Source organism: Oharaeibacter diazotrophicus (assembly GCF_004362745.1).
In the GTDB taxonomy this organism is placed as follows: Bacteria; Pseudomonadota; Alphaproteobacteria; order Rhizobiales; family Pleomorphomonadaceae; genus Oharaeibacter; species Oharaeibacter diazotrophicus.
In genome coordinates, this window is record NZ_SNXY01000007.1 from 433,464 (window position 1) to 454,082 (window position 20,619).

Annotated in this window: 18 protein-coding genes; 2 read left to right on the top strand and 16 right to left on the bottom strand. The window is 70.2% G+C overall.

Annotation, left to right across the window (positions count from 1 at the left end; translation table 11 throughout):
• Nucleotides 1–7: 7 nt before the first annotated feature.
• The 12 genes from EDD54_RS10590 to phnC form a co-directional block, all read right to left on the bottom strand.
• Entirely contained in the window at nucleotides 8–4,744 is a 4,737-nt protein-coding gene (locus EDD54_RS10590; protein ID WP_126541139.1) for an SIR2 family protein, read from the bottom strand.
• 101 nt (nucleotides 4,745–4,845) lie between these two features.
• Nucleotides 4,846–6,009 carry an alpha-D-ribose 1-methylphosphonate 5-triphosphate diphosphatase gene (locus tag EDD54_RS10595; protein ID WP_126541140.1) on the bottom strand — a complete coding sequence of 388 codons (1,164 nt, stop codon included), beginning with the start codon at nucleotides 6,007–6,009 and terminating at the stop codon, nucleotides 4,846–4,848.
• 12 nt (nucleotides 6,010–6,021) lie between these two features.
• A complete protein-coding gene (phnL, locus tag EDD54_RS10600; RefSeq protein ID WP_126541141.1) occupies nucleotides 6,022–6,729 on the bottom strand; it encodes a phosphonate C-P lyase system protein PhnL in 708 nt (235 codons plus the stop codon).
• A 2-nt stretch (nucleotides 6,730–6,731) separates the two neighbouring features.
• A complete protein-coding gene (gene phnK / locus EDD54_RS10605) occupies nucleotides 6,732–7,502 on the bottom strand; it encodes a phosphonate C-P lyase system protein PhnK (protein WP_126541142.1) in 771 nt (256 codons plus the stop codon).
• Between the two features lie 46 nt (nucleotides 7,503–7,548).
• Complete coding sequence (locus tag EDD54_RS10610) at nucleotides 7,549–8,457, bottom strand: alpha-D-ribose 1-methylphosphonate 5-phosphate C-P-lyase PhnJ (protein ID WP_126541143.1); 909 nt, start codon at nucleotides 8,455–8,457, stop codon at nucleotides 7,549–7,551.
• Nucleotides 8,454–9,563: a carbon-phosphorus lyase complex subunit gene (locus EDD54_RS10615; protein WP_126541144.1), complete on the bottom strand. Its 1,110-nt coding sequence runs from the start codon at nucleotides 9,561–9,563 to the stop codon at nucleotides 8,454–8,456. Before EDD54_RS10615 ends, EDD54_RS10610 begins: the two co-directional genes overlap by 4 nt.
• A 10-nt stretch (nucleotides 9,564–9,573) precedes the next feature.
• A complete protein-coding gene (gene phnH, locus EDD54_RS10620) occupies nucleotides 9,574–10,164 on the bottom strand; it encodes a phosphonate C-P lyase system protein PhnH (RefSeq protein ID WP_126541145.1) in 591 nt (196 codons plus the stop codon).
• Between the two features lie 15 nt (nucleotides 10,165–10,179).
• Nucleotides 10,180–10,644, bottom strand: a complete 465-nt coding sequence (phnG, locus tag EDD54_RS10625; RefSeq protein ID WP_245515722.1) for a phosphonate C-P lyase system protein PhnG — start codon at nucleotides 10,642–10,644, stop codon at nucleotides 10,180–10,182.
• Nucleotides 10,645–10,711: 67 nt separating this feature from the next.
• Nucleotides 10,712–11,578: a phosphonate ABC transporter, permease protein PhnE gene (phnE, locus tag EDD54_RS10630; RefSeq protein ID WP_126541146.1), complete on the bottom strand. Its 867-nt coding sequence runs from the start codon at nucleotides 11,576–11,578 to the stop codon at nucleotides 10,712–10,714.
• On the bottom strand, nucleotides 11,575–12,459 hold the full coding sequence (gene phnE / locus EDD54_RS10635; RefSeq protein WP_207620273.1) for a phosphonate ABC transporter, permease protein PhnE: 885 nt from the start codon (nucleotides 12,457–12,459) through the stop codon (nucleotides 11,575–11,577). Before phnE (EDD54_RS10635) ends, phnE (EDD54_RS10630) begins: the two co-directional genes overlap by 4 nt.
• A 73-nt stretch (nucleotides 12,460–12,532) precedes the next feature.
• Complete coding sequence (phnD, locus tag EDD54_RS10640; RefSeq protein ID WP_126541147.1) at nucleotides 12,533–13,468, bottom strand: phosphonate ABC transporter substrate-binding protein; 936 nt, start codon at nucleotides 13,466–13,468, stop codon at nucleotides 12,533–12,535.
• A 45-nt stretch (nucleotides 13,469–13,513) separates the two neighbouring features.
• A complete protein-coding gene (phnC, locus tag EDD54_RS10645) occupies nucleotides 13,514–14,329 on the bottom strand; it encodes a phosphonate ABC transporter ATP-binding protein (RefSeq protein WP_126541148.1) in 816 nt (271 codons plus the stop codon).
• Between the two features lie 180 nt (nucleotides 14,330–14,509).
• Here phnC and EDD54_RS10650 point away from each other — a divergent pair, with 180 nt between their 5' ends.
• Complete coding sequence (locus EDD54_RS10650; protein ID WP_126541149.1) at nucleotides 14,510–15,118, top strand: DapH/DapD/GlmU-related protein; 609 nt, start codon at nucleotides 14,510–14,512, stop codon at nucleotides 15,116–15,118.
• Nucleotides 15,119–15,239: 121 nt separating this feature from the next.
• Nucleotides 15,240–16,247 carry an LLM class flavin-dependent oxidoreductase gene (locus EDD54_RS10655; protein WP_126541150.1) on the top strand — a complete coding sequence of 336 codons (1,008 nt, stop codon included), beginning with the start codon at nucleotides 15,240–15,242 and terminating at the stop codon, nucleotides 16,245–16,247.
• 16 nt (nucleotides 16,248–16,263) lie between these two features.
• Here EDD54_RS10655 and EDD54_RS10660 read toward each other — a convergent pair whose 3' ends face one another.
• The 4 genes from EDD54_RS10660 to EDD54_RS10675 form a co-directional block, all read right to left on the bottom strand.
• Complete coding sequence (locus EDD54_RS10660) at nucleotides 16,264–17,328, bottom strand: ABC transporter ATP-binding protein (RefSeq protein WP_126541151.1); 1,065 nt, start codon at nucleotides 17,326–17,328, stop codon at nucleotides 16,264–16,266.
• 13 nt (nucleotides 17,329–17,341) lie between these two features.
• Nucleotides 17,342–18,172: a carbohydrate ABC transporter permease gene (locus tag EDD54_RS10665; RefSeq protein WP_126541152.1), complete on the bottom strand. Its 831-nt coding sequence runs from the start codon at nucleotides 18,170–18,172 to the stop codon at nucleotides 17,342–17,344.
• A gap of 7 nt (nucleotides 18,173–18,179) precedes the next feature.
• Nucleotides 18,180–19,094, bottom strand: coding sequence for a carbohydrate ABC transporter permease (locus EDD54_RS10670; RefSeq protein ID WP_126541153.1), 915 nt, complete (start codon nucleotides 19,092–19,094; stop codon nucleotides 18,180–18,182).
• Between the two features lie 233 nt (nucleotides 19,095–19,327).
• Entirely contained in the window at nucleotides 19,328–20,593 is a 1,266-nt protein-coding gene (locus tag EDD54_RS10675; protein ID WP_126541154.1) for an ABC transporter substrate-binding protein, read from the bottom strand.
• Nucleotides 20,594–20,619 lie beyond the last annotated feature (26 nt).

Genomic DNA, 20,619 nt, shown 5'->3' on the forward strand with positions numbered 1-20,619 from the left:
TCGGCCGTCAGCGCCAGCGATCGAGTGGATTTTCCGTTTCCGATGGGTCCCTCAACTCGTGCGCATAGCGGGCGAGCAGCCTGTGGGCCCGCGCGGCCTTGGTGTGATAGCCGTGGCGCTCCGCCGCGCCGCGCGCTTCGACGAGGATCTGTCGGGCGTGTTCGACCTTGCCGGCGCCGTGCAGGATCTCGGCGTACACCATGAGACCGTGGAGCTTGCGCAGTCGCATCCCGTGTCGATTGCACAGGGCGATCGAGCGGCACACGAGGTTGGCCGACGCGTCGGTCTCGCCCTGGCGGAACATGATTTCGGCGCGCATGCGCAATGCGTCCGCATGCGTCTTCAGGATGCCGGCACCGCGCGCGTAGTTCTCGACCTGATCGATCCGCTCCAGCGCTTCGCGCGTCCTGTCCTTGCGGCTGAGCAGGGAGGCGTGGCTCAGAAGCGCCTCGTGGAGGACGTCCTGCTGCTCGGAACGGCCGGCAGCGGCGATGGCGATCCGGATCAACTCGGCCGCGGTGTCGAAGTCGTCGCGGCCGGCGGCGAGATCGGCGCGGTGGCGTTGGAAGATCGCCACGCCCCGCATGTTGCCGATGCGATTGCAGGTCTCCACGACCCGCCGGTATCCTTCCTCGGCCGGCTCGAGGCTGCCGGAGATGTGGTTGCACAATGCCGCGTATCCGCCGGCGTAGGTGCGGGTCAGGCTGGGCGTGGTGCCGTCGCGATAGCCGGTGGCGGCCAGGATCTGTTCGCAGAGCTTCGCCGCCTTGACGATGTTGCCGCGATCGATCTGCGCCGCGACCCAGTTGACGCCGATGCGCCGCTCCATCGCGTGATAGGAGGCGTCGTGCATGCGGGCACCGCGGGTGTGACGAACCACCTCGAAGGCGCGCTGGAAGTGCTGCACGGCGTCGAAGGTACGCCCCTGCACGTAGGAGACCAGTCCGCGCTCGTTGAGCAGCCAAGCGATCTCGTCGGTGAAGAACGCCCGACGGATGGCCGGCGTGGCAACGGTCGAAGGCGGGTCACCGGGAGCAGCCGTGATTTCCGCGCTCGCGAACGCATTCATCTCGCGGGCGCAATGGTCGATGCCGTTCGCCACGTTGACGAGACTGCGCAGCCAGTCACGGTACTCGTCGAATGGTAAGCGACGTTCGCGTGCGCTCTCGGGCATGGCGATGCGGGCGACCGCGCTGATCGAGAAGCCCCCCCGCAGCATGCCGTAGATCGCGCGCACCGTCTGCTCGACCGCCTCGACGCGGGCCTTGTCGCCGGCGAAGCGCCGAATCTCAGGCGCGATGCGCCTGGGCAACTCGTAGAGCACGGCCGGCCTTGTCGCCGCCTTGCCGCTCTTGCACTTGTAGAAGAAGCCGAGCGTGTCTCGGCACTGCGTCAGCCCGTTGCGCACGATGTCACGGACCCAGTCGAAGTGCTCGGGCGTGGGCGTGGGCAGGTCCCTCGGTTGCGAGCAGTGCAGAGACACCTGGAAGTGGTTCCGCTCTCCGCCATCCGGTACGAAGAGCTTCATCTCGTGAGCGAGATGTTCGCGGATCTGGTCGTGGAGCACGTAGCGAAGGCGCGTCTCGGTGGCGCGCTCCGGTCCGCCGGCCGGTTCGATCGCGACGACGAGCCCGCGCCGAACGGGGACGTCCATCGCTTCGTGGATCCGGCGCAGCGGGCGCGCGGGATTGTCCGGCCCGAGGAACTCGAGCGGTGGAATCGCTTCCTCGATCCTGGGACAGCGCAGCAGCGGCAAGATCTCGACGGGTGTCACGAACAACACCAGATGGCGCATGATCTGCTGCCGCAGGTTCGCCAGGTCCCTGCCGGTGCCGTCCAGGCAGTCGCCGCGGTGCCATTCGCGCAGGAGATACCGCAGCACGCCGTGCAGGCCGTCGCCTCCGGCGGCGCCTTCGAGGTCTCCTACGTATCTGCCGAGTTCGGCCACGGCCTCGTCGAGCGGTTCGCCCGACGGGCGTATGGGGGCAACTCGCTGAACTCTTTCGGTATAGTACCGAAAGCACCACATGGTGAGAGCCGTGCTCTGCTCGATTGCACGCTGAATGGAGAGGCGGCCGTGGAAGGGACCGTCGTGGTCCTTCAGCGAGCGATCGGCCTGTTGTTGCAGGAACGTCCCGATGGCTTCGATCCTGCTGCCATCACCGGTCGTCGTGATCGGAGCCGTAGCCACCAACAATTTGATCTTGTCGCGGAAGGTGAGCCGCGGGAGGATCGTCCACGGCTTCCAGGCCTTTCCGGTGGCGCTGACGGTGTGTTCACCCGGGCTCCCCGGCTCCGAGAGATACGCCAAGGACGGGTCGACACTCCCCGACACCAGCACGAGATCGATCGGCCAGTCTCCGCCCTGGACCTGCCCGGTGATCAGCCGGAAGAAGGCGCGGTGAGCGGGGCTGTAGCCGTCGCCGTGCTCGTCGCACAGGCGGTCCAGTCCGGCCAGACAGACGAACAGCCGGTCCTCCGATCGGGCGCCCTTGGCGTGCTCCCGCAGCAGCAGCTCGAGGATCTCCAGGCGATGGGGATGGCCGCCGAGTTCGGCGGGATCGACGGCGGTGAGAACCGACTGCGGCCGCTCCTCGGCGATCGCGATCGCGATCGCGGCCTCGCGGACGGCGAGATCCCTGCTCCGGTGCCACGCGATGCGTCCCGCGACGAACGACGACAGGGCGCTGATCACCGACGAGAACTGCGTGCCGAACGCGGTGGTCGCGATGAAGGCGCCCGCGTACCCGACGCCGCGCCGATCGAACAGCTCTCGCTGTACGGAGCGGTCCTGCAGCAACGCCACCAGCGTTCCACGGCCCGAACCACGGCGCATCGCGAGGCGCATCACGCGAAGACGCGGCGTCGCGGGCTGTCCCCCGGGGTGTCGCGCGATCTTGCGGCGTGCGGCGAGGAGCGGCCGCCTCCACGTCAGGAAGTCCCAGATCGATTTCGAGAACATGGAACGCTCCGACGAACCCGTCGCCGGGGCAGGAGCGAGGCGGGGGGCGAATCGGACCCATACGGGATGGGTCCAAGGTCCGACGCGCCCGTCCTCGGATTTGTCTTCAGGCCGCTGGTGATAGACGGGGCGACGCTGACGCGGCACGACCCGCCACTCGTCCCACCATTGCCTTCGCTTGACGTCGATGCGGGAGATCTCGTGGATCAATGCACGCGCCTGCATGCGGCCGTTGATCGTGCCGAGAACCAAGTGAAGCAATTTCTTTTGAATTTCCGCGGCAGCCGCTGTGCTTCCGGTCAAGTTCGCGATTGAATTCTTGATTGTCTCGACCTCATCGCCGCTTACAGTGGTTGTTTTCAGCTTTTTACCGGTTGCGTGACTGTCGGTGGTGTACTCAATAATTTTGTCTAGATTCTTGTCATTCCTGATGTAATCATTGAAATAGGCGCGAATCATCTTGTACTGATTGTCATGGGCGCCATAGAAAATCGTATGGATGTCGTACTTCAGCTTCAGCTCGAGCGCCTTCTTGACGTCCTCCTCGCTCGGGGAATTGCCCGCCGCCGCCCACTCCGCTTCGCTGGCGTCGGCCGCGACCGGGGCCGTCGCCTCCAAGAGCGCGAAGCTCTGCCGGGCCTCGCCGCGGGCAAGTTGCTCGCGCGTCATGTAGAGGCGCAGCACGCCGAGGACGTCGGCCTCGTCCATGCCGGTGCCCACGAACAGGACGTCGTTTCCGGCGAACAGCACCTGCCGGGCGTCGCGGAGCATGTGGCCGGCGACGTCGTCCTTGACGTAGAGGCGCTTGTAGTCTGCTTCGGTCAGGATGAGACCTTCGGGACGATCCGCCCGGCCGTGAAGGTGCATCACGCCGCGACGGGCACGCCGGGGGTGGACGGAGAAGTTGACGAGGTCCGTCACGGTCCGGTCGTCGAGGGTGACGCTGACGCTGGGAACGTCGCCCGGATCGTGGGCGGTCGCGCGTCGCGCCGCCGCTCCGCGTTCCTCGGGACGGCCGACCAGACGGTCGAAGGTCTCGCCGGGCAGGTCGCGCGCGATGCGCCGCTCGATCTCGACGTCGTAGTTCAACGTCACGAAGCGTTGCAGATCGAGGTCGAGCAGAGTGCCTAGCACATCGCAGCCGAGATCGCCGATCTCGACGGGCTTCGCGCTCCGTACCTCTGTTACGATGGCCCCCCAGTCGGTGGGCGTCGTCTTCATGAACGAGAAGGCCAAGTCGGCGAGGTCGACCAGCGACCTGTCGTCACGGTCCGCGTCGGCCGGATACTCGCCCGGCGTCACACCGAGCGCGCGCGCGATCCGGATCGCCGCGATCTTGCGCGGCGAGGCGAGCAGGCGCTCGGCGATGCGCGTGCGCGCCGATGCGCCGTCGCCGGACTTGGCGAGGATCATCTCGCACTGCTCGATGACGATCGTGAGCCGCCCGGTCAGTTTGCCCTCGTTGGCCGCCGTGATCGCGATGCACGCGGTGTCATGGGCCCGGATCTGCGACGGCTGGGCGTTGAGCATGGTCGCCAGGGCGGCGACCTCGTCGCTCCATTGCAACGTCCCGTGCCGCCCCAACTGATCGCGCACCGCGTCCACCGCCACGGCGGCGAGCTCGGTCCAGGTCGGCTGGCCGTAGACGATGGACGCACCGGATCCGACGAAGGTGACGAGGCGGCGGAGATTGAGGGCCCGTTGCAAGGCCATCCGCCCGTGCAACTCGATCGAGCGCACCGTCAGGGCCGGGTCCTCGTAGGGGTGTACGTGTGTCCACATGGTCGCCGCCCTCCCTCGACGACCATGGATTGTCGATGCCTCTGTTCACACTGTCAATCAGAGCGAGTTCATGATTTCTTCATATCGGGCGCCGGCGCCGCTCAGCTAACCCGGCGGCCCTGGCGCCAGGTTTCGCGGACGACCGGGTGACGGTCGATGAGGGCGACGCGGACGAGGTCGGCGCGCAGGCCCTCGGCGATGGCGCCGCGGTCGGAAAGGCTGGTGGCGCGGGCGGGGGTGAGCGAGACGGTGCGGATCGCGCCCGGCAGGCCGCCGAGGGCGGGGACGCCGGCGAGCGCGAACGCGCCCTCGACGAGGCTGACCGGCACGTAGTCGGACGAGAGGATGTCGAGGAGGCCCGCCTCGGCGAGCTCGACCGCCGAGACGTTGCCGGAGTGCGAGCCGCCGCGCACCACGTTGGGCGCGCCCATCAGCACGGCGAGGCCGGCCATGTGCGAGGCCTCGGCCGCCTCGAGCGTGGTCGGGAACTCGGCGATGGCGACGCGGTCGGCGAGGGATTCCGCCACGTGGTCCTCGGTGGTGTCGTCGTGGCTGGCGAGCGCGACGTCGCGCCCGTGCGCCATCCGGACCAGGGCGCGGCGGTGCTCGGCGCCGTGGGCGTCGTGGAGGGCGCGGCGCTTGTCGATGAAGCGGTCGAGCTCGGCCTCGCTCATGGTGCTCTTGCCGCGGTAATAGTCGCGCAGCTTGACGATGTCGCGGAACTGGCGCTGGCCGGGCGTGTGGTCCATCAGCGACATCAGCCGCACGTCGAAGCGGGCGAGGAAGCCCTCGGCCTCGGTCAGCACGTCCTCCGAGCAGATCTCGCAGCGCAGGTGGGTGTGGTGGTCGACGCGCAGGAGACCGGTGCCCTTGGCCGCCTCGATCGCCTCGCCGAGCGCGAGCAGCCCGGCGCCGAGCGAGCGGCGGTCGCCGTCGGAGCCGGCGCGCAGGCTGTCGAACACGGTGGTGATGCCCGAGGCGGCGATCTGGGCGTCGTAGGCGAACACGGCCGACAGCGGTTTCCAGGTCACCTTCGGACGCGGCGTGTAGTGCGGCTCGAGATGGTCGGTGTGCAGCTCGACGAGGCCGGGGATCAGAACGTCGTCGCCGCAGTCGATCGCGTCGGGATCGAAGCGGTCCTCGTCGATGCCGACGATCAGGCCGCGCTCGACGTGGACGGTGCCGGCGGTCTCGCGGTCGGCGAGGACGATGCGGCGGGCGGAGAGGGCGACGGCGCCGCCGGCGTCGGGCAGGGGCTGCAGCATGGGGGCGTTCCTTCAGGCGGCGATCGGCGCGGCGAAGCGGGTGACGTCGACGATGCGGTCGGCGACGCGGTCGCGGACGTCCTCGTCGTGGAAGATGCCGAGCATGGCGACGCCGCGGCGCTTCTTCTCGGCGATCAGCTCGACCACCGCGGCGCGGTTGCGGGCGTCGAGCGAGGCGGTCGGTTCGTCGAGCAGCAGGCAGGCGTGGTCGGCGACGAAGCCGCGGGCGATGTTGACGCGCTGCTGCTCGCCGCCCGAGAAGGTCGCCGGCGGCAGCGACCACAGCCGCTCCGGAACGTTGAGCCGGGCGAGGAGGTCGCGGGCGCGGGCCTCGGCCTCGCCCTCGGCGACGCCCTGGTCGCGGGCGGCGGCGGCGACGATGTCGAGCGCGCCGATGCGCGGGATGACGCGCAGGAACTGGCTGACGTAGCCGAGCGTGCGGCGCCGGAGCGCCACGATCCGGCGCGGCTCGGCAGTGGCGACGTCGACGGTCTCGTCGCCGTCGCGCACCAGGATGCGGCCGGCGTCGCAGCGGTAGTTGCCGTAGATCATCTTCAGGATCGACGACTTGCCGGCGCCGGACGGGCCGCCGAGCACGACGCACTCGCCGGCCCCGACCTCGAGGGCGACGCCCCCGACCACCGGCAGGCGCTTGCCGCCCTGGAGATGCATGACGAAGGTCTTGCCGACGCCTTCGAGGGTGATCGCAGCGGCCGTCATGGTCAGAGCACCGAGGACACGAGGAGCTGGGTGTAGGGCTCGCGCGGATCGTCGAGCACCTGGTCGGTCAGACCGGTCTCGATCACGCGGCCCTGGCGCATCACCATGATCCGGTGCGACAGCAGCCGGGCGACCGCGAGGTCGTGGGTGACGATGACGACGGCGAGGCCGAGGTCGGCGACGAGGCCGCGCACGAGGTCGAGCAGGCGGGCCTGCACCGAGACGTCGAGACCGCCGGTCGGCTCGTCCATGAAGACGAGGCGCGGGCTGGTGACGAGGTTGCGGGCGATCTGCAGGCGTTGGCGCATGCCGCCGGAGAAGGCGCGCGGGGCGTCGTCGATGCGGCTCTCGTCGATCTCGACGCGGCCGAGCCAGTCGAGCGCGGTGTCGCGGATGCGGCCGTAGTGGCGCTCGCCGACGGCCATCAGCCGCTCGCCGACGTTGCCGCCGGCCGACACCGCCATGCGCAGGCCCTCGCGGGCGTCCTGGTGGACGAAGCCCCAGTCGGTGCGCATCAGGAGGCGCCGGCGCGCCTCGTCGAGGGCGAGCACGTCGCGCACCTCGCCGTCGCGCATCCGGTAGAGCACGGCGCCGGCGGTGGGGGCGAGGCGGGTCGACAGCACCGACAGCAGCGTCGACTTGCCCGAACCGGACTCGCCGACGATCGCCAGCACCTCGCCCTCGTAGAGGTCGAAGGAGACGTCGCGGCAGCCGACGCGCGGGCCGTAGAGCTTGGTGACGCCACGGGCGGAGAGGAGGGGCGTGTCGGTCATGGGCGGGTGTTCCGGAGGGGAGCGGCGCGGGAGGCGGGCGTGGACGTCACGCTCCGACCGCCGCGGCGACGCCGAGTTCGCCGACGTGGCCGTCGGCGCGGCGGGTCTCGCAGTGGTCGGTGTCGGAGCAGACGAACATCCGCCCGCCGCGGTCGTCGAGCACGACCTCGTCGAGATAGACGCCCTCGGCGCCGCAGAGCGCGCAGGGACGGTCGAACTTGTTGACCTCGAAGGGGTGGTCCTCGAAGTCGAGGCTGACCACCTCGGTGTGCGGCGGGATCGCGTAGATGCGCTTCTCGCGGCCGGCGCCGAACAGCTGCAGCGCGGCGCTCATGTGCATCTTCGGATTGTCGAACTTCGGCGTCGGCGAGGGATCCATCAGGTAGCGGCCGGCCACCGTCACCGGATAGGCGTAGGTGGTGGCGATGTGGCCGTGGCGGGCGATGTCCTCGTAGAGCTTGACGTGCATCAGCCCGTATTCCGCGAGCGCGTGCATGGTGCGCGTCTCGGTCTCGCGCGGCTCGAGGAAGCGCAGCGGCTCGGGGATCGGCACCTGGTAGACCAGGATCTGCCCGGCCGCGAGCGGCTGCTCGGGGATGCGGTGGCGGGTCTGGATCACGGTGGCCGCGCCGGTCGAAGTGGTGGTGGCGACGCCGGCGGTCTTCTCGAAGAACTTGCGGATCGACACCGCGTTGGTGGTGTCGTCCGAGCCCTGGTCGATCACCTTCAGCACGTCGTCGGGCCCGAGCACCGCCGCGGTGACCTGGACGCCGCCGGTGCCCCAGCCGTAGGGCATCGGCATCTCGCAGCTGGCGAAGGGCACCTGGTAACCCGGCACGGCGATCGCCTTCAGGATCGCGCGGCGGATCATCCGCTTGGTCTGCTCGTCGAGATAGGCGAAGTTGTAGCGGGCCTCGCGCTCCCGGATCTGCGCGGTTGTCGGCGACGCGGTCATTCGGCGGCTTCCCCGATCTCGGCGGCCGCGGCGGCGCGGCGCTCGGCGTGTTCGCGGCGCATCTGGCGGACGAGGCCGAGCTCGGCCTGGAAGTCCACGTAGTGCGGCAGCTTGAGGTGCTCGACGAAGCCGGTCGCCTGGACGTTGTCGGCGTGCGAGAGCACGAACTCCTCGTCCTGGGCCGGGGCGCCGGTCTCCTCGCCGAGTTCGGCGGCGCGCAGAGCGCGATCGACGAGCGCCATCGACATCGCCTTGCGCTCGAGCTGGCCGAAGGCGAGGCCGTAGCCGCGGGTGAACTGCGGCGGCACCTCGGCCGAGCCGACGAACTGGTTGACCATCTCGCACTCGGTGACGCGGATGCGCCCGAGCGGCACGGCGAAGCCGACCTCCTCGGCGAAGAACTCGACCTCGACGTCGCCGATGCGGATCTCGCCGGCGAAGGCGTGGGTGCGGCCGTAGCCGCGCTGGGTCGAATAGCCGAGCGCGAGCACGAAGCCCTCGTCGCCGCGCGCCAGCGTCTGCAGGCGGACATCCCGGCCGGCCGGGAAGGCTAGCGGCTCGCGGGTGAGGTCGCCCGGCTCGCCCGCATCGGCGGGATCGCGGTTGCGCTCGATCAGGCCCTCGCCGTCGAGGAGGGCGGTGACGTGCGGCGCCGGCTCGAGCGGCGTCGGCGCGACCGCCGGGGCGGCGGGTGCGCCGCTCTCGGCGAGGTCGAAGTCGACGAGGCGGTGGGTGTAGTCGAAGGTCGGCCCGAGCACCTGCCCGCCGGGCAGGTCCTTGTAGGTCGCCGAGACCCGGCGCACCACGTCCATCCGGCCGGTGTCGAGCGGTTCGGAATAGCCGAAGCGCGGCAGCGTGGTGCGGTAGGCGCGGGTGAGGAAGATCGCCTCGATCAGATCGCCGCGCGCCTGCTTGATCGCGATCGACGCGATGCCGGGATCGTAGAGCGAGCCCTCGGCCATGACGCGGTCGACGGCGAGCGTCAGCTGGCCGCGGATCTGGTCGGTGCCGAGCTCGGGCACGGCGGGATCGCCGCGGCGCTCGTGGGCGAGCAGGCGGTGGGCCGCCTCGATCGCCTTCTCCCCGCCCTTGACGGCGACGTACATCGGAGCCTCCTCAGAGCGTGACGGTGGTCGAGCGCGGCAGGCCGACGACGGCGTCCGGCGCGGCGAGCACGAGGTCGACCCCGCGCGGGAACAGGGCGCGGTTGGCGGCGAGCGCCGGGACGAGCGCGGACGGCAGCGGATCGATGCCGAGCCGACGGGTGCCGGGCACGCCCGGGCCGGCGAGGGTCAGCGGACCGTCCGCGGCGAGGGCGTCGACCTGGAGGATCAGCGTCGCCGAGCGGTCGGGATAGTCGAACGTGCCGATCGCGAGGCCCTCGAGGCCGGCGAAGCCGGCGGCGTCGGCGATCACGAAGGCCGCGCGCCCGGTGTCGGAAACGACGGCGGCGCCGGTGTGGAAGCGCAGGAAGGCGGCGGCCGCATCGGAGGCGAGGCCCGGGGCGAGGGCGATCGGCGTCTCGTAATCGGCGAGCGCCAGCGCGATCGCGGCGGCGGTGGCCGACAGCGGCGCCGGCGGCGTCGGCAGGTCGGCGAGCGCGACGATCCGGCCTGGCTCGGCGAGCGCGGACATCACGGCGCGGAAGACGCGCTGGGCGTCGTCGACGGGGGCGGGAAAGCCCGGCAGGGGCTGGACGGCTGACATGGCGTTCGGATCCGGTCAGTCCACGTCGCCGCGGACCATGGTGAAGAAGTCGACGCGGGTGGCGGCGGCGCGGCGCGAGGCGTCGTCGCGGTCGGCGGCGAGGCGGGCCTCGACCGGGGCGACCAGCGCCGCCTCGACGGCGGGCCGGCGGGCAGGGTCCTGCCAGAGCGCGTCGGCGATGGCGGCGAGGCGGGCGGCGCCGGTGTCGCGGCCGAGGCGGTAGGCATGGCCGACGAGGCCGCCGACCGTGACGGAGGCGCGGGCGACCGAGGCTTCGCCGAGGTTGAAGGCCGGGCCGTCGCCGCCGATCCGCCCGCGCACCATCACGAGGCCGGCCTCGGGGCGGCGGAGGTCCGTGGCGGCGGTCTCGCCGAGGATGGCGTCGAGCGCGCCGGCGAGTTCGTCGGCGGTGGCCTCGGCGAAGGCCGCCATGGCGCGGCGGCGGGCGGTCACGTCGGGGGCGATACGGGACTCTGGCATGGCTCTCCGGCTCCGGGCCGCCTGTTTCGCCGGCTCCGATGACGCTGTGATGAAGGCGGGCGGGAAGTCAGTGAGCCGGCTTACCGATCACCGCGAAGCGGATGCGGCTCGACACAAGGTCGATCACGGTGACCACGACGAGGATCATCAGCACGAGGAAGGCGACCTGCTGAAGTTCGAGCGTGCGGATCGCCTCGGCGAGCGGAATGCCGATGCCGCCGGCGCCGACGATGCCGATGATGGTGGCCGAGCGGGTGTTGGATTCGAAGTAGTAGAGCACCTGGCTGACCATCACCGGCACGATCTGCGGCAGGATGCCGAAGCGGTGGCCAGCGAGGCGCGAGCCGCCGGCGGAGATCACGCCCTCGACCGGCCGGCGGTCGGCGGTCTCGATCGCCTCGGAGAACAGCTTGCCGAAGGCGCCGATGTCCGAGCAGATGATCGCCAGCACGCCGGCGAACGGACCGAGGCCGACCACGCTCACCCAGATCAGCGCCCAGATCAGCGTGTCGACGCCGCGCAGCGTGTCGAGGAAGCGGCGGACGCCGACGTGGACGAACACGTTGGGAATGACGTTGCGGGCGGCGAGGAAGCCGAAGGGGAAGGCTATGATCGCCGCGACCAGCGTGCCGAGATAGGCGATGCCGACGGTCTCGGCCATCGCCTGGAGATAGGTCCAGAGATAGCGGTCCGGCGAGGGCGGGATCATCAGCACCAGGAAACCGCCGAGGCGGCCGACGCCGTTCCAGATCGCCAGGATCGAAAAGTCGAGATACCAGAGCGCGAAGGCGGCGAGGCCGACCACGGCGGCGGCCGCGGCGGCGCCGAGCACGAGCCTGCGGCGGTCGTCGAAGGCGGCCGGATGGGCGGCGCGCAGGCGGTCGAGGTTCTCGGCGGCGAGGGCGGCGAGCGGAGAGGTGGCGGCGGCGGTCATCGGGCGCGTCCCTCGAGGCCGATCAGGTGGTGGCGCAGCTTCTCGGTGAGGAAGTCGATCGCCATCACCGTGGCGACGATCAGGATCAGGAGGGCGCTGACGTCGGGGTAGTAGAACTGGCGGATCGAGGTCACGAGGTCCTCGCCGATGCCGCCGGCGCCGACGAACCCCATCACCGCGCTCTCGCGGACGTTGATCTCGAAGCGCAGCAGCGTGTAGCTGGCGAAGCCCGGCAACACCTGCGGCAGCACGGCGAAGCGGACCCGGGCGAGCCAGGAGCCGCCGGCGGCGGCGACACCCTCGACCGGCTTCATGTCGACGTTCTCGACCACCTCGGCGTAGAGCTTGGCGAGCGCGCCGGCGGTGTGCAGCGCCACGGCGAACACGCCGGGCATCGGCCCGAGGCCGAAGGCGATCACGAACAGGAGCGCGAACACGACGCCCGGCACGGTGCGCAGCAGTTCCATGGTGCGGCGCACGAGGAAGCGCGAGGTCGGGTTCGGGTTGAGGTTGGCGGCGGCGAGGAAGGAGAGGGCGAAGCCGACGACGGCGCCCATCAGCGTGCCGAGATAGGCGATCAGCAGCGTCTCGGCGAGCAGCGACAGCCAGTGCGGCAGGTTCCAGTACCAGGCCGCAAGGCTCTGGAACGGCGTCGCCCAGGAGAACTCGGGCGTGATCCGGCCGAGGTAGCTGGTGAAGCGCCAGAGGTTGGTCGCGAAGGTGCCGATCCGGACCTCGGCGGCCCATCCGGCCACCAGAGCGAGGAGGACGACCGCGGTGAGGCCGACGAGGAGGCGGATGCGGCGGGCGCGCACGGTGGCGGCGTAGCCGCTCGCGAGGCTGACGCGCTGCGCGTCGGGCAGCACCGGGACGAGGCTCAAGGCGGCGGCTCCTGGAAAGGGGCCGGGGCCGGATCCCGCGCGCGGCGGAACCCGGCCCCGGTGAAGGCCTGCGTCAGGACTTGCGGGCGGCGTCGTTGAACTTGACCATCTCGATGATCGGGTCGAACGCGGCGCGGTCGATCCCGACGAACTCCTTGTCCTTGCCGTCGGACAGGGCGGCGTAGCCCTTCGGATCCTTCGAGGGCATGTCGAGGAAGGCCTGCTTGATCTGGGCCTTGAGGTCCTCCGGCAGGGCGGAGAGCACCGAGAACGGGCCCTCGGGCAGGAAGTCCGACTTGAAGACGATGCGGAAGTCCTCCTTCTTCATCGGATTGCCGGCGGCGTCCTTGAGCACGCCCTTGGTGATCATCCGGGTGAGGTTGGAGTCGTCCTCGGAGTTCCAGGAGTTGGCGGCGGCGTCGGCCGTGCCCTGGGCGAGCGCCAGGACGGCGTTGTCGTGGCTGCCGGCGAAGAAGGACTTGCCGAAGAAGGTGTCGACCGAGTAGCCGGCGCGGTCCAGGAAGAAGCGCGGGGCGTTGTTGCCGGAGGTCGAGTTCGGGTCGACCAGGGCGAGGGTCTTGCCGCGCAGGTCCTCGATGGTCTTGTAGGCGCTGTCGGCGCGGACGTAGACGACCGAGAAGTAGCCGGTCATGCCGTTCGAGTGGCGCGGCACGACGAGCGGGTCGAGCTCGACGCCGGTCATGACGGCGCGGGCGTAGGAGGCCGGGCCGTACATGGCGATCTGGGCGTTGCCGGCGCGCTGGGCCTCGATGACCGCGGCGTAGTCGTTGGCGACGCGCAGCGTGACCTTCACGCCGAGCTCCTTGGAGAGGTAGTCGGCGAGCGGGCCGTAGCGGTCGGTGGTGGTCGAGGCGTTCTCGGCCGGGATCACCGCCAGCGACAGCTCGGGATACTGGTCCTTCCAGCCCTCGGCGAAGGCGGCAGAGGCGGTGCCGGCGAGGGTGGCGGCCGCGACGGCGGCCACCACGAAGCTGCGACGATCGAGCATGCTGATCTCCTATCGGGACAAAGAGGTTTCGGGCCGGCTCCGCCGTCAGGCGGGGACGGCGGAAGGCTGGCTCGCACCGCCCGCGTGGGCGGCGGGCGCGGCGTGGGCGGCGTCCATCACCTCGCCGGCCTCGAGGCCGTAGAGGTCGCGGGCGACGTCGTCGGTGAGCGCGGCGGGCGCGCCGTCGAACACGACGCGGCCGGCGGACATGCCGATCAGGCGGTCGCAGTAGCCGCGCGCCAGATCGAGCGAATGGAGATTGCAGAGCACCGTGATGCCGAAGTGCCGATTGATCCGCAGCAGGGCGTCCATCACGATCCTGGTGTTGCGCGGGTCGAGCGAGGCGATCGGCTCGTCGGCGAGCACGATCCGAGGCTCCTGGACCAGGGCGCGGGCGATCGCCACGCGCTGCTGCTGCCCGCCGGAGAGCTGGTCGGCGCGCTTGGCGGCGAGGTCGGCGATGCCGAACATCTCGAGCGCGGACAGCGCGATCGCGCGGTCCTCGTCCGACCACAGGCGGAGCAGCGCCCGCGGCGCCGAGACGTGGTCGAGCCGGCCCATCAGCACGTTGGTGAGGACGTCGAGGCGGCCGATCAGGTTGAACTGCTGGAAGATCATGGCGCAGCGCGCCCGCCAGGCGTCGAGCTCGGCGCCCTTCAGGCGGGTGACGTCGCGGTCGCCGAAGCGGATCGCGCCGGCGGTCGGGTCGACCAGCCGGTTGATCATGCGCAGCAGCGTCGACTTGCCGGCGCCGGAACGACCGATGATGCCGACGAAGCTCCCGGGCGCGAACTCCGCGGACACCTGGTCCACCGCCGTCTTGTCCGAGAATTTGCGGCTGACGCCGTCGAGTACCAGCATCGTCCAACCTCCGTGCCGGCCTCGGAGTTATTGGAGTTTCACGTAAATTTAGTGACGGTCGGCTAATAATGAGCCGGGTAATTTATGAACAAGTCTCGCAACCCGCGACACGAAACCGTCATCACCGGCTGATTCCCTCTGCCGCGCCCGCACTTCCATCGCGGCGAAGGGGAGATTTCCATGCTCGGCGTCGATCCGACCATCCACCAGGGCGCACGCGTCGTCGCCTCGACGCTCGGCCGCTTCACCGAGGTCGGCGAGCGCTCGCAGGTCACCGAGACCGTGTTCGGCGACTATTCCTACGTCGCCCACGACGCCGAGATCATCTACACGACGATCGGCAGGTTCTGCTCGATCGCCTCGCACACCCGGATCAACCCGGGCAACCATCCGATGCACCGGGCGACGCAGGCGCATTTCACCTACCGGTCCTCGCTCTATTTCGAGGGCGAAGCCGACGAGGCCGCCTTCTTCGACTGGCGGCGCTCGACCCCGGTGACCATCGGCCACGATGTCTGGATCGGCCACGGTGCGGTGATCCTGCCCGGCGTCACGGTCGGTGACGGTGCGGTCGTCGCGGCGGGCGCCGTGGTCAGCCGCGACGTGCCGGCCTACACCATCGTCGGCGGCGTTCCGGCCAAGCCGATCCGCCGCCGCTTCCCGGAGACGGTGGCGGCGCGGTTGCAGGTGCTGGCGTGGTGGGACTGGGACCACGATCGCCTGCGTCGCGCACTGCCCGACTTCCGGGCGCTGCCGGTCGAGGCCTTCCTGGAGAAGCACGGCGGTTGAGAGCTCGGGCGTCGGCGCGGCCGCCTACACGATCGCGTCATCGCCCGGGGGTGCGGTCTTGCGGAACGGCTCGGAAGATCGGAATTGTCGAACCGATGCTCCCCGATCCGGACCGACGCCCATGACCGCCTTCTCGATCCTCGACCTCGCCCCCGTCGCCGAGGGCCGGACGCCCGGCGAGGCGCTCGCCAACTCGCTCGACCTCGCCCGCCACGCGGAAGGTTGGGGCTACCGGCGTTTCTGGCTCGCCGAGCACCACAACATGGTCGGCATCGCCAGCGCGGCGACGGCGGTGGTGCTCGCCCACGTCGCCGCGGGCACCTCGACGATCCGCGTCGGCGCCGGCGGGATCATGCTGCCGAACCACTCCCCGCTGGTGATCGCCGAGCAGTTCGGCACGCTGGCGGAACTCCACCCCGGCCGGATCGACCTCGGCCTCGGCCGCGCGCCCGGCACCGACCAGCGCACGCTGCGCGCGTTGCGCCGCACCCCCGAGGCGGCCGACCGCTTCCCGAGCGACGTCGTCGAGCTCCAGGCGCTGCTGGCGCCGGCGGGCGAGGATCAGGTGATCCGCGCCGTGCCCGGCGCCGGCACCGAGGTGCCGCTCTATATCCTGGGCTCCTCGCTGTTCGGCGCCGAACTCGCCGGCCTGCTCGGGCTGCCCTACGCCTTCGCCTCGCATTTCGCGCCGCAGGCGCTGATCGAGGCGCTGGCGCTCTACCGCGCAGGCTTCCGGCCGTCCGAGCAGAGCGACCGGCCGTACGCCATCGCCGGCGTCAACGTGATCGCCGCCGACACCGACGTCGAGGCGCGCCGGCTGTTCACCTCGACGCAGCAGGCCTTCACCAACATGATCCGCGGCCGGCGCGGCCGGCTGCAGCCGCCGATCGCCGACATCGAAGCCTATTGGACCCCGGGCGAGAAGGCCCACGTGTCGGGCATGCTGGCGCGCTCCTTCGTCGGCTCGCGCGAGACGGTGCGGGCCGGTCTCGCCGCCTTCGTCGCCGAGACCGGCGTCGACGAGGTGATCGCCGCCGCCGCGATCCACGACCACGGCGCCCGGCTGCGCTCCTACGAGATCCTCGCCGACGTCGCCGCGGACTTGCGGGCCGGCCGCGCCGCGGCGTGAGGACCCGGGTTCGGGCTCAGTCGAGGCGACGGCCGTCGTCGGCGGAGAACCAGTGCAGACGCGCCGGGTCGATCGTGACGGCGACGGTACGGCCGGCGACCGCGACCGCGCGGTCGAGGGTGAACGCCTTGACGTCGCGGTCGAACAGCCGGACGTGGGCGATGGTGCCGAAGCCGGTGGGCTCGACGATGTCGATGGTGCCGGCGAACCCCGGCCCGCCCGCGGGCGCGAGCTGCAGGTGCTCCGGCCGGACGCCGACCTTGACCGCCGCGCCCTCGGCGACCGCGAGCCCCGCCGGCGCCGGCAGCACGGCACCACCCGCCAATTCGACGCCGCCGCCGCGGCGCACGCCGTCGAGCACGTTCATCGCCGGCGAGCCGATGAAGCCGGCGACAAACAGGTTGGCGGGGCGGTCGTAGAGGTCGAGCGGGCTGCCGACCTGCTGAACCACGCCGCCGTGCATGGCGACGATGCGGTCGGCCAGCGTCATCGCCTCGATCTGGTCGTGGGTGACGTAGATCGAGGTCGCCCCGAGGTCGCGGTGCAGCGTCTTGATCTCGGCGCGCATCTGTTCGCGCAGGCGGGCGTCGAGGTTCGAGAGCGGTTCGTCGAACAGGAAGGCCTTGGGGCTGCGCACGATCGCCCGGCCCATGGCGACGCGCTGGCGCTGGCCGCCGGACAGCGCCTTCGGCCGGCGCTCGAGCAGCGCCGGCAGTTCCAGCTTCTCGGCGGCGCGCGCCACCGTCGCCGCGATCGTCTCCTTCGGCGTCTTCCGCAGCTTGAGGGCGTAGCTCATGTTGTCGGCCACGGTCATGTGCGGGTAGAGCGCGTAGGACTGGAACACCATGGCGATGTCGCGGTCCTTGGGCGCGAGGTCGTTGACGCGCTTGTCGGCGATGCGGATCTCGCCGGCCGAGATGTCCTCGAGCCCGGCGATCATCCTGAGGAGGGTGGACTTGCCGCAGCCGGACGGGCCGACCAGCACGACGAACTCGCCGTCGCGGATGGAGAGGTCGACACCGTGGAGGACGCGGACGGCGCCGTAGGCCTTGTGGACGCCGGCGATCTCGATGGAGGCCATGGTCGGATACCCCTCAGCCCTTCACCGCGCCGGCCGTCAGGCCCTGCACGAGATAGCGCTGGATCAGGAGGAAGAAGAGGCAGGCGGGCACGAGGGCGAGCACGCCCGCGGCCATCATCTGCCCGAAGTCGACGGAGAATTTCGAGACGAAGGACAGGAGGCCGACCGGGAAGGTCGCCGACTGGTTGCCCGAGATCAGCATCAGCGCGAACAGGAGTTCGCTCCACGCCGCGGTGAAGACGAAGCCGAGCGTGGCGGCGACGCCCGGCAGCGTCAGCGGCAGGATGATCTCGCGGAAGGCGCCGAAGCGGGTGGCGCCGTCGATCATCGCGGCCTCCTCGAGGTCCTTCGGGATGCCGTCGAAGAAGGACTGCATCAGGAAGGTGGCGAAGGGCACGTTGAAGGCGACGTAGACGACCACGAGGCCGGCGAGGTTGTTGGTGAGCCCGAGCGGCGACAGCATCTTGAACATCGGCGCGATCAGCATCACCAGCGGGAACATCTGGGTGACCAGCATCAGCGCGACGATCGCCATCTTGCCGCGGAAGGCGAAGCGCGACAGCGCGTAGCCGGCGAGGGCGGCGATCGCGGTCACGATCAGCGCGGTCGAGCCGGAGACCACCACGCTGTTGCGGAAGAACAGCGGAAAGTCGCTGTGGGCGAGCACGAAGCCGTAGTGCTCGAAGCTCGTCCGCGACGGCCACATCCGGACGCCCTCGGAATAGAGCAGGTCGTTCGGCGTCACCGAGACCTTGAGCAGCCAGTAGAGCGGGAACAGCGCGAAGGCGACGTAGGCGAGAATCGCCAGCCGGTGCGCCACGGTGAGCACGGAAGATCGGCGCATCGGCGGGTCAGCTCCTCGACGTCAGCGACTGCCGGAGCAGCACGATCAGCAGCGAATAGGCGAGCAGCAGGGCGAGCAGCACCAACGCGATCGCCGAGGCGTAGCCGAAGTCGAGCCGGCGGAAGGCGGTGGTGAAGATGTAGCTCGCCACGATCTGGGTGCGGTCGGCCGGGCCGCCGTTGGTCATCACCACGATCAGGTCGGCGAAGTTGGAGATCCAAACGGTGCGCAACAGCACGGTGATCGCGATGGTGGGCGCGAGGAAGGGCAGGGTGATCGCGCGGAAGCGTTCGAACGGGCCGGCGCCGTCGATCGCGGCGGCCTCGTAGAGGTCGCGCGGGATCGCCTGGAGGGCGGCGAGCAGGGTGATCGCGAAGAACGGGATGCCCCACCAGACGTTGGCGACGATCGGCCCCCACATCGCCAGCCTCGGGTTCGACAGGATGTTGTCGGGGGCGTCGAGGATGCCGAGCGCCGCCATCCAGTGCGGCAGCGGGCCGATCACCGGATTGAACATCCAGGCCCAGTCGAGGCCGGACAGGAAGCTCGGCACCGCCCAGGGCAGGAAGCACAGCGCCTGCGCGATCGCCCGGCCGCGGAACGGCTTGTCGAGCAGGAGGGCGAGGATCAGGCCGAGGGCGAACTGGAAGAACACGGACGCGCCGGTCCACCACAGCGTGTTCTTCAGCGCCTGCGCGAAGGACGCGTCGGTCGCGAGCGCGCGCATGTGCTGCAGCCCGACGAAACCGCCGGAAAACGGGTTGAGGAGGCGGACGTCGCGGAAGGCGTAGGAGATGCCGAGCGCCAGCGGCACCAGCATCACGGCGACGATCAGGATCAGCGCCGGCGCCGCGTAGAGCCAGGGCTCGGCGGCGTGCGCGAGGCGGCGCAGGACGGGACGTCGGGCGGGGAGGGCGGTCATGGATTCCCTGGTTGCGCAAGGCCGGGCACGTCGGCGCCACCCTCCCCGGCGCTTCGCGCCGACCCTCCCACGAGGGGAGGGTCAGGGGCGCGGCGGCGCGGGACGGTCCTACCCTCCCCTTCGTGGGGAGGGTCGGCGGCCGCGAGGCCGCCGGGGTGGGGTGGCGCCGACGGCGCGGGGGAGGCGGAGGAACGAACGGCGGGGGAGGCGACGGGGCGCCTCCCCCATGTCCCTCACTTCTTGCTCGCGAGATACTTCTGCTGCGCGATGGTCATGTAGTCGGCCCACTGCTTGGCGAGCTCTTCCGGCGTGATCTCGCCGAGCAGGGCCTGCTGGCTGGTCTTGATGACGAGGCTGTCCTTGAAGAAGGCGAATTCCTCGAGGTAGGTCGGCATCGAGATCGGCTTGGCGTCGGGGTCGGCGAGTTCGGCGAACCAGCCCTTGAACTGCTCAGAGGCGAAGAACTGGTCGTTCGAGGCCGAGGTCAGCGCCGGCAGGGCGCCGGTGCGCTTGTTCCAGGCGATGTTGCCGGCCGGACCCTCGAGGGTCGCGATCAGCTTCCAGGCGAGGTCCTTGTGCTCGGAGGCGGCGAACATCGACCAGCCGCCGTAGCCGATGGTCGGGAAGGTCTTGCCGTCCGGGCCCTTCGGCATGGTGGTGACGCCGAAGTCCTCGGCCTTCATGCGCTCGGCGATCGCGATCAGCGCGTCCGGGTCCTGGTCCAGGAAGGCGCAGGTGCCGGAGTAGAAGCCGGCCACGATCTCGTTGAAGCCCCAGTTGACCGAGTCCTTCGGGGCGTAGCCGTTCTTGTAGAGGTCGACCAGGTAGGTGATGCCCTTGACCCAGCCCGGATCGGCGAAGGTCGAGGTGCCGTCCTCGTGGAAGAAGGCGTCGCTGCCGGCCATCGAGGCGCCGAACATCACCCAGCCGTTGAGGCCGCCGGGACCGCCGCGCAGGCAGTAGCCCGACTTGCCCGGCAGCGCCGAGACCTTCTTGGCCGCCTCGGCGAACTCGTCGAGGGTCTTCGGCGGCTCGGCGACGCCGGCCTCGGCGAGCAGCTTCTTGTTGTAGAACATCGCCCGGAGGTAGAACCCGTAGGGCAGCATGTAGGCGGTGTCCTTGACCTGACGGCCGAACTCCAGCGCGCGGGCGGACAGGTCGCCGGCGTGCTCCCAGTCCTTCAGGTAGGGCTCGAGGCTCTCGAGCGCGCCGTTGTTGGCGTAGAGCGACACCCAGGTGTCCGGCATCTCCATCACGTCCGGGATCTCGCCCGCGGCGTACATGGTGGCGAACTTTTCGAAGGCTTCGCCCCAGGGCAGGGAGACGATCTCCACCGTGGTGCCCGGGTTGGCCTCCTCGAAGGTCTTCACGATGCCCTTCAGCGTCTCGGTGCGCTCGGGGCTCGTGATCACCTCCACCAGCTTCAGCGTGGTGTCGGCGAGCGCGGTGCCCGCCATCATGATGGTCATCAGCGCGGCGGCTGCCAGCGTCCTCGTCATGGTCAGGTTCCCCTCGTCTTCTCTCG

Coding starts and splice junctions, on each gene's coding strand:
- EDD54_RS10590 (WP_126541139.1), bottom strand. CDS start 4,744: ATGTGGACACACGTACACCCCTACGAGGACCCGGCCCTGACGGTGCGC.
- EDD54_RS10615 (WP_126541144.1), bottom strand. CDS start 9,563: ATGTACGTCGCCGTCAAGGGCGGGGAGAAGGCGATCGAGGCGGCCCAC.
- EDD54_RS10670 (WP_126541153.1), bottom strand. CDS start 19,094: ATGACCGCCCTCCCCGCCCGACGTCCCGTCCTGCGCCGCCTCGCGCAC.
- EDD54_RS10655 (WP_126541150.1), top strand. CDS start 15,240: ATGACCGCCTTCTCGATCCTCGACCTCGCCCCCGTCGCCGAGGGCCGG.
- EDD54_RS10675 (WP_126541154.1), bottom strand. CDS start 20,593: ATGACGAGGACGCTGGCAGCCGCCGCGCTGATGACCATCATGATGGCG.
- EDD54_RS10660 (WP_126541151.1), bottom strand. CDS start 17,328: ATGGCCTCCATCGAGATCGCCGGCGTCCACAAGGCCTACGGCGCCGTC.
- phnG (WP_245515722.1), bottom strand. CDS start 10,644: ATGCCAGAGTCCCGTATCGCCCCCGACGTGACCGCCCGCCGCCGCGCC.
- EDD54_RS10610 (WP_126541143.1), bottom strand. CDS start 8,457: ATGACCGCGTCGCCGACAACCGCGCAGATCCGGGAGCGCGAGGCCCGC.
- phnE (WP_126541146.1), bottom strand. CDS start 11,578: ATGACCGCCGCCGCCACCTCTCCGCTCGCCGCCCTCGCCGCCGAGAAC.
- EDD54_RS10665 (WP_126541152.1), bottom strand. CDS start 18,172: ATGCGCCGATCTTCCGTGCTCACCGTGGCGCACCGGCTGGCGATTCTC.
- EDD54_RS10595 (WP_126541140.1), bottom strand. CDS start 6,009: ATGCTGCAGCCCCTGCCCGACGCCGGCGGCGCCGTCGCCCTCTCCGCC.
- phnL (WP_126541141.1), bottom strand. CDS start 6,729: ATGACGGCCGCTGCGATCACCCTCGAAGGCGTCGGCAAGACCTTCGTC.
- phnH (WP_126541145.1), bottom strand. CDS start 10,164: ATGTCAGCCGTCCAGCCCCTGCCGGGCTTTCCCGCCCCCGTCGACGAC.
- phnK (WP_126541142.1), bottom strand. CDS start 7,502: ATGACCGACACGCCCCTCCTCTCCGCCCGTGGCGTCACCAAGCTCTAC.
- phnD (WP_126541147.1), bottom strand. CDS start 13,468: ATGCTCGATCGTCGCAGCTTCGTGGTGGCCGCCGTCGCGGCCGCCACC.
- phnC (WP_126541148.1), bottom strand. CDS start 14,329: ATGCTGGTACTCGACGGCGTCAGCCGCAAATTCTCGGACAAGACGGCG.
- EDD54_RS10650 (WP_126541149.1), top strand. CDS start 14,510: ATGCTCGGCGTCGATCCGACCATCCACCAGGGCGCACGCGTCGTCGCC.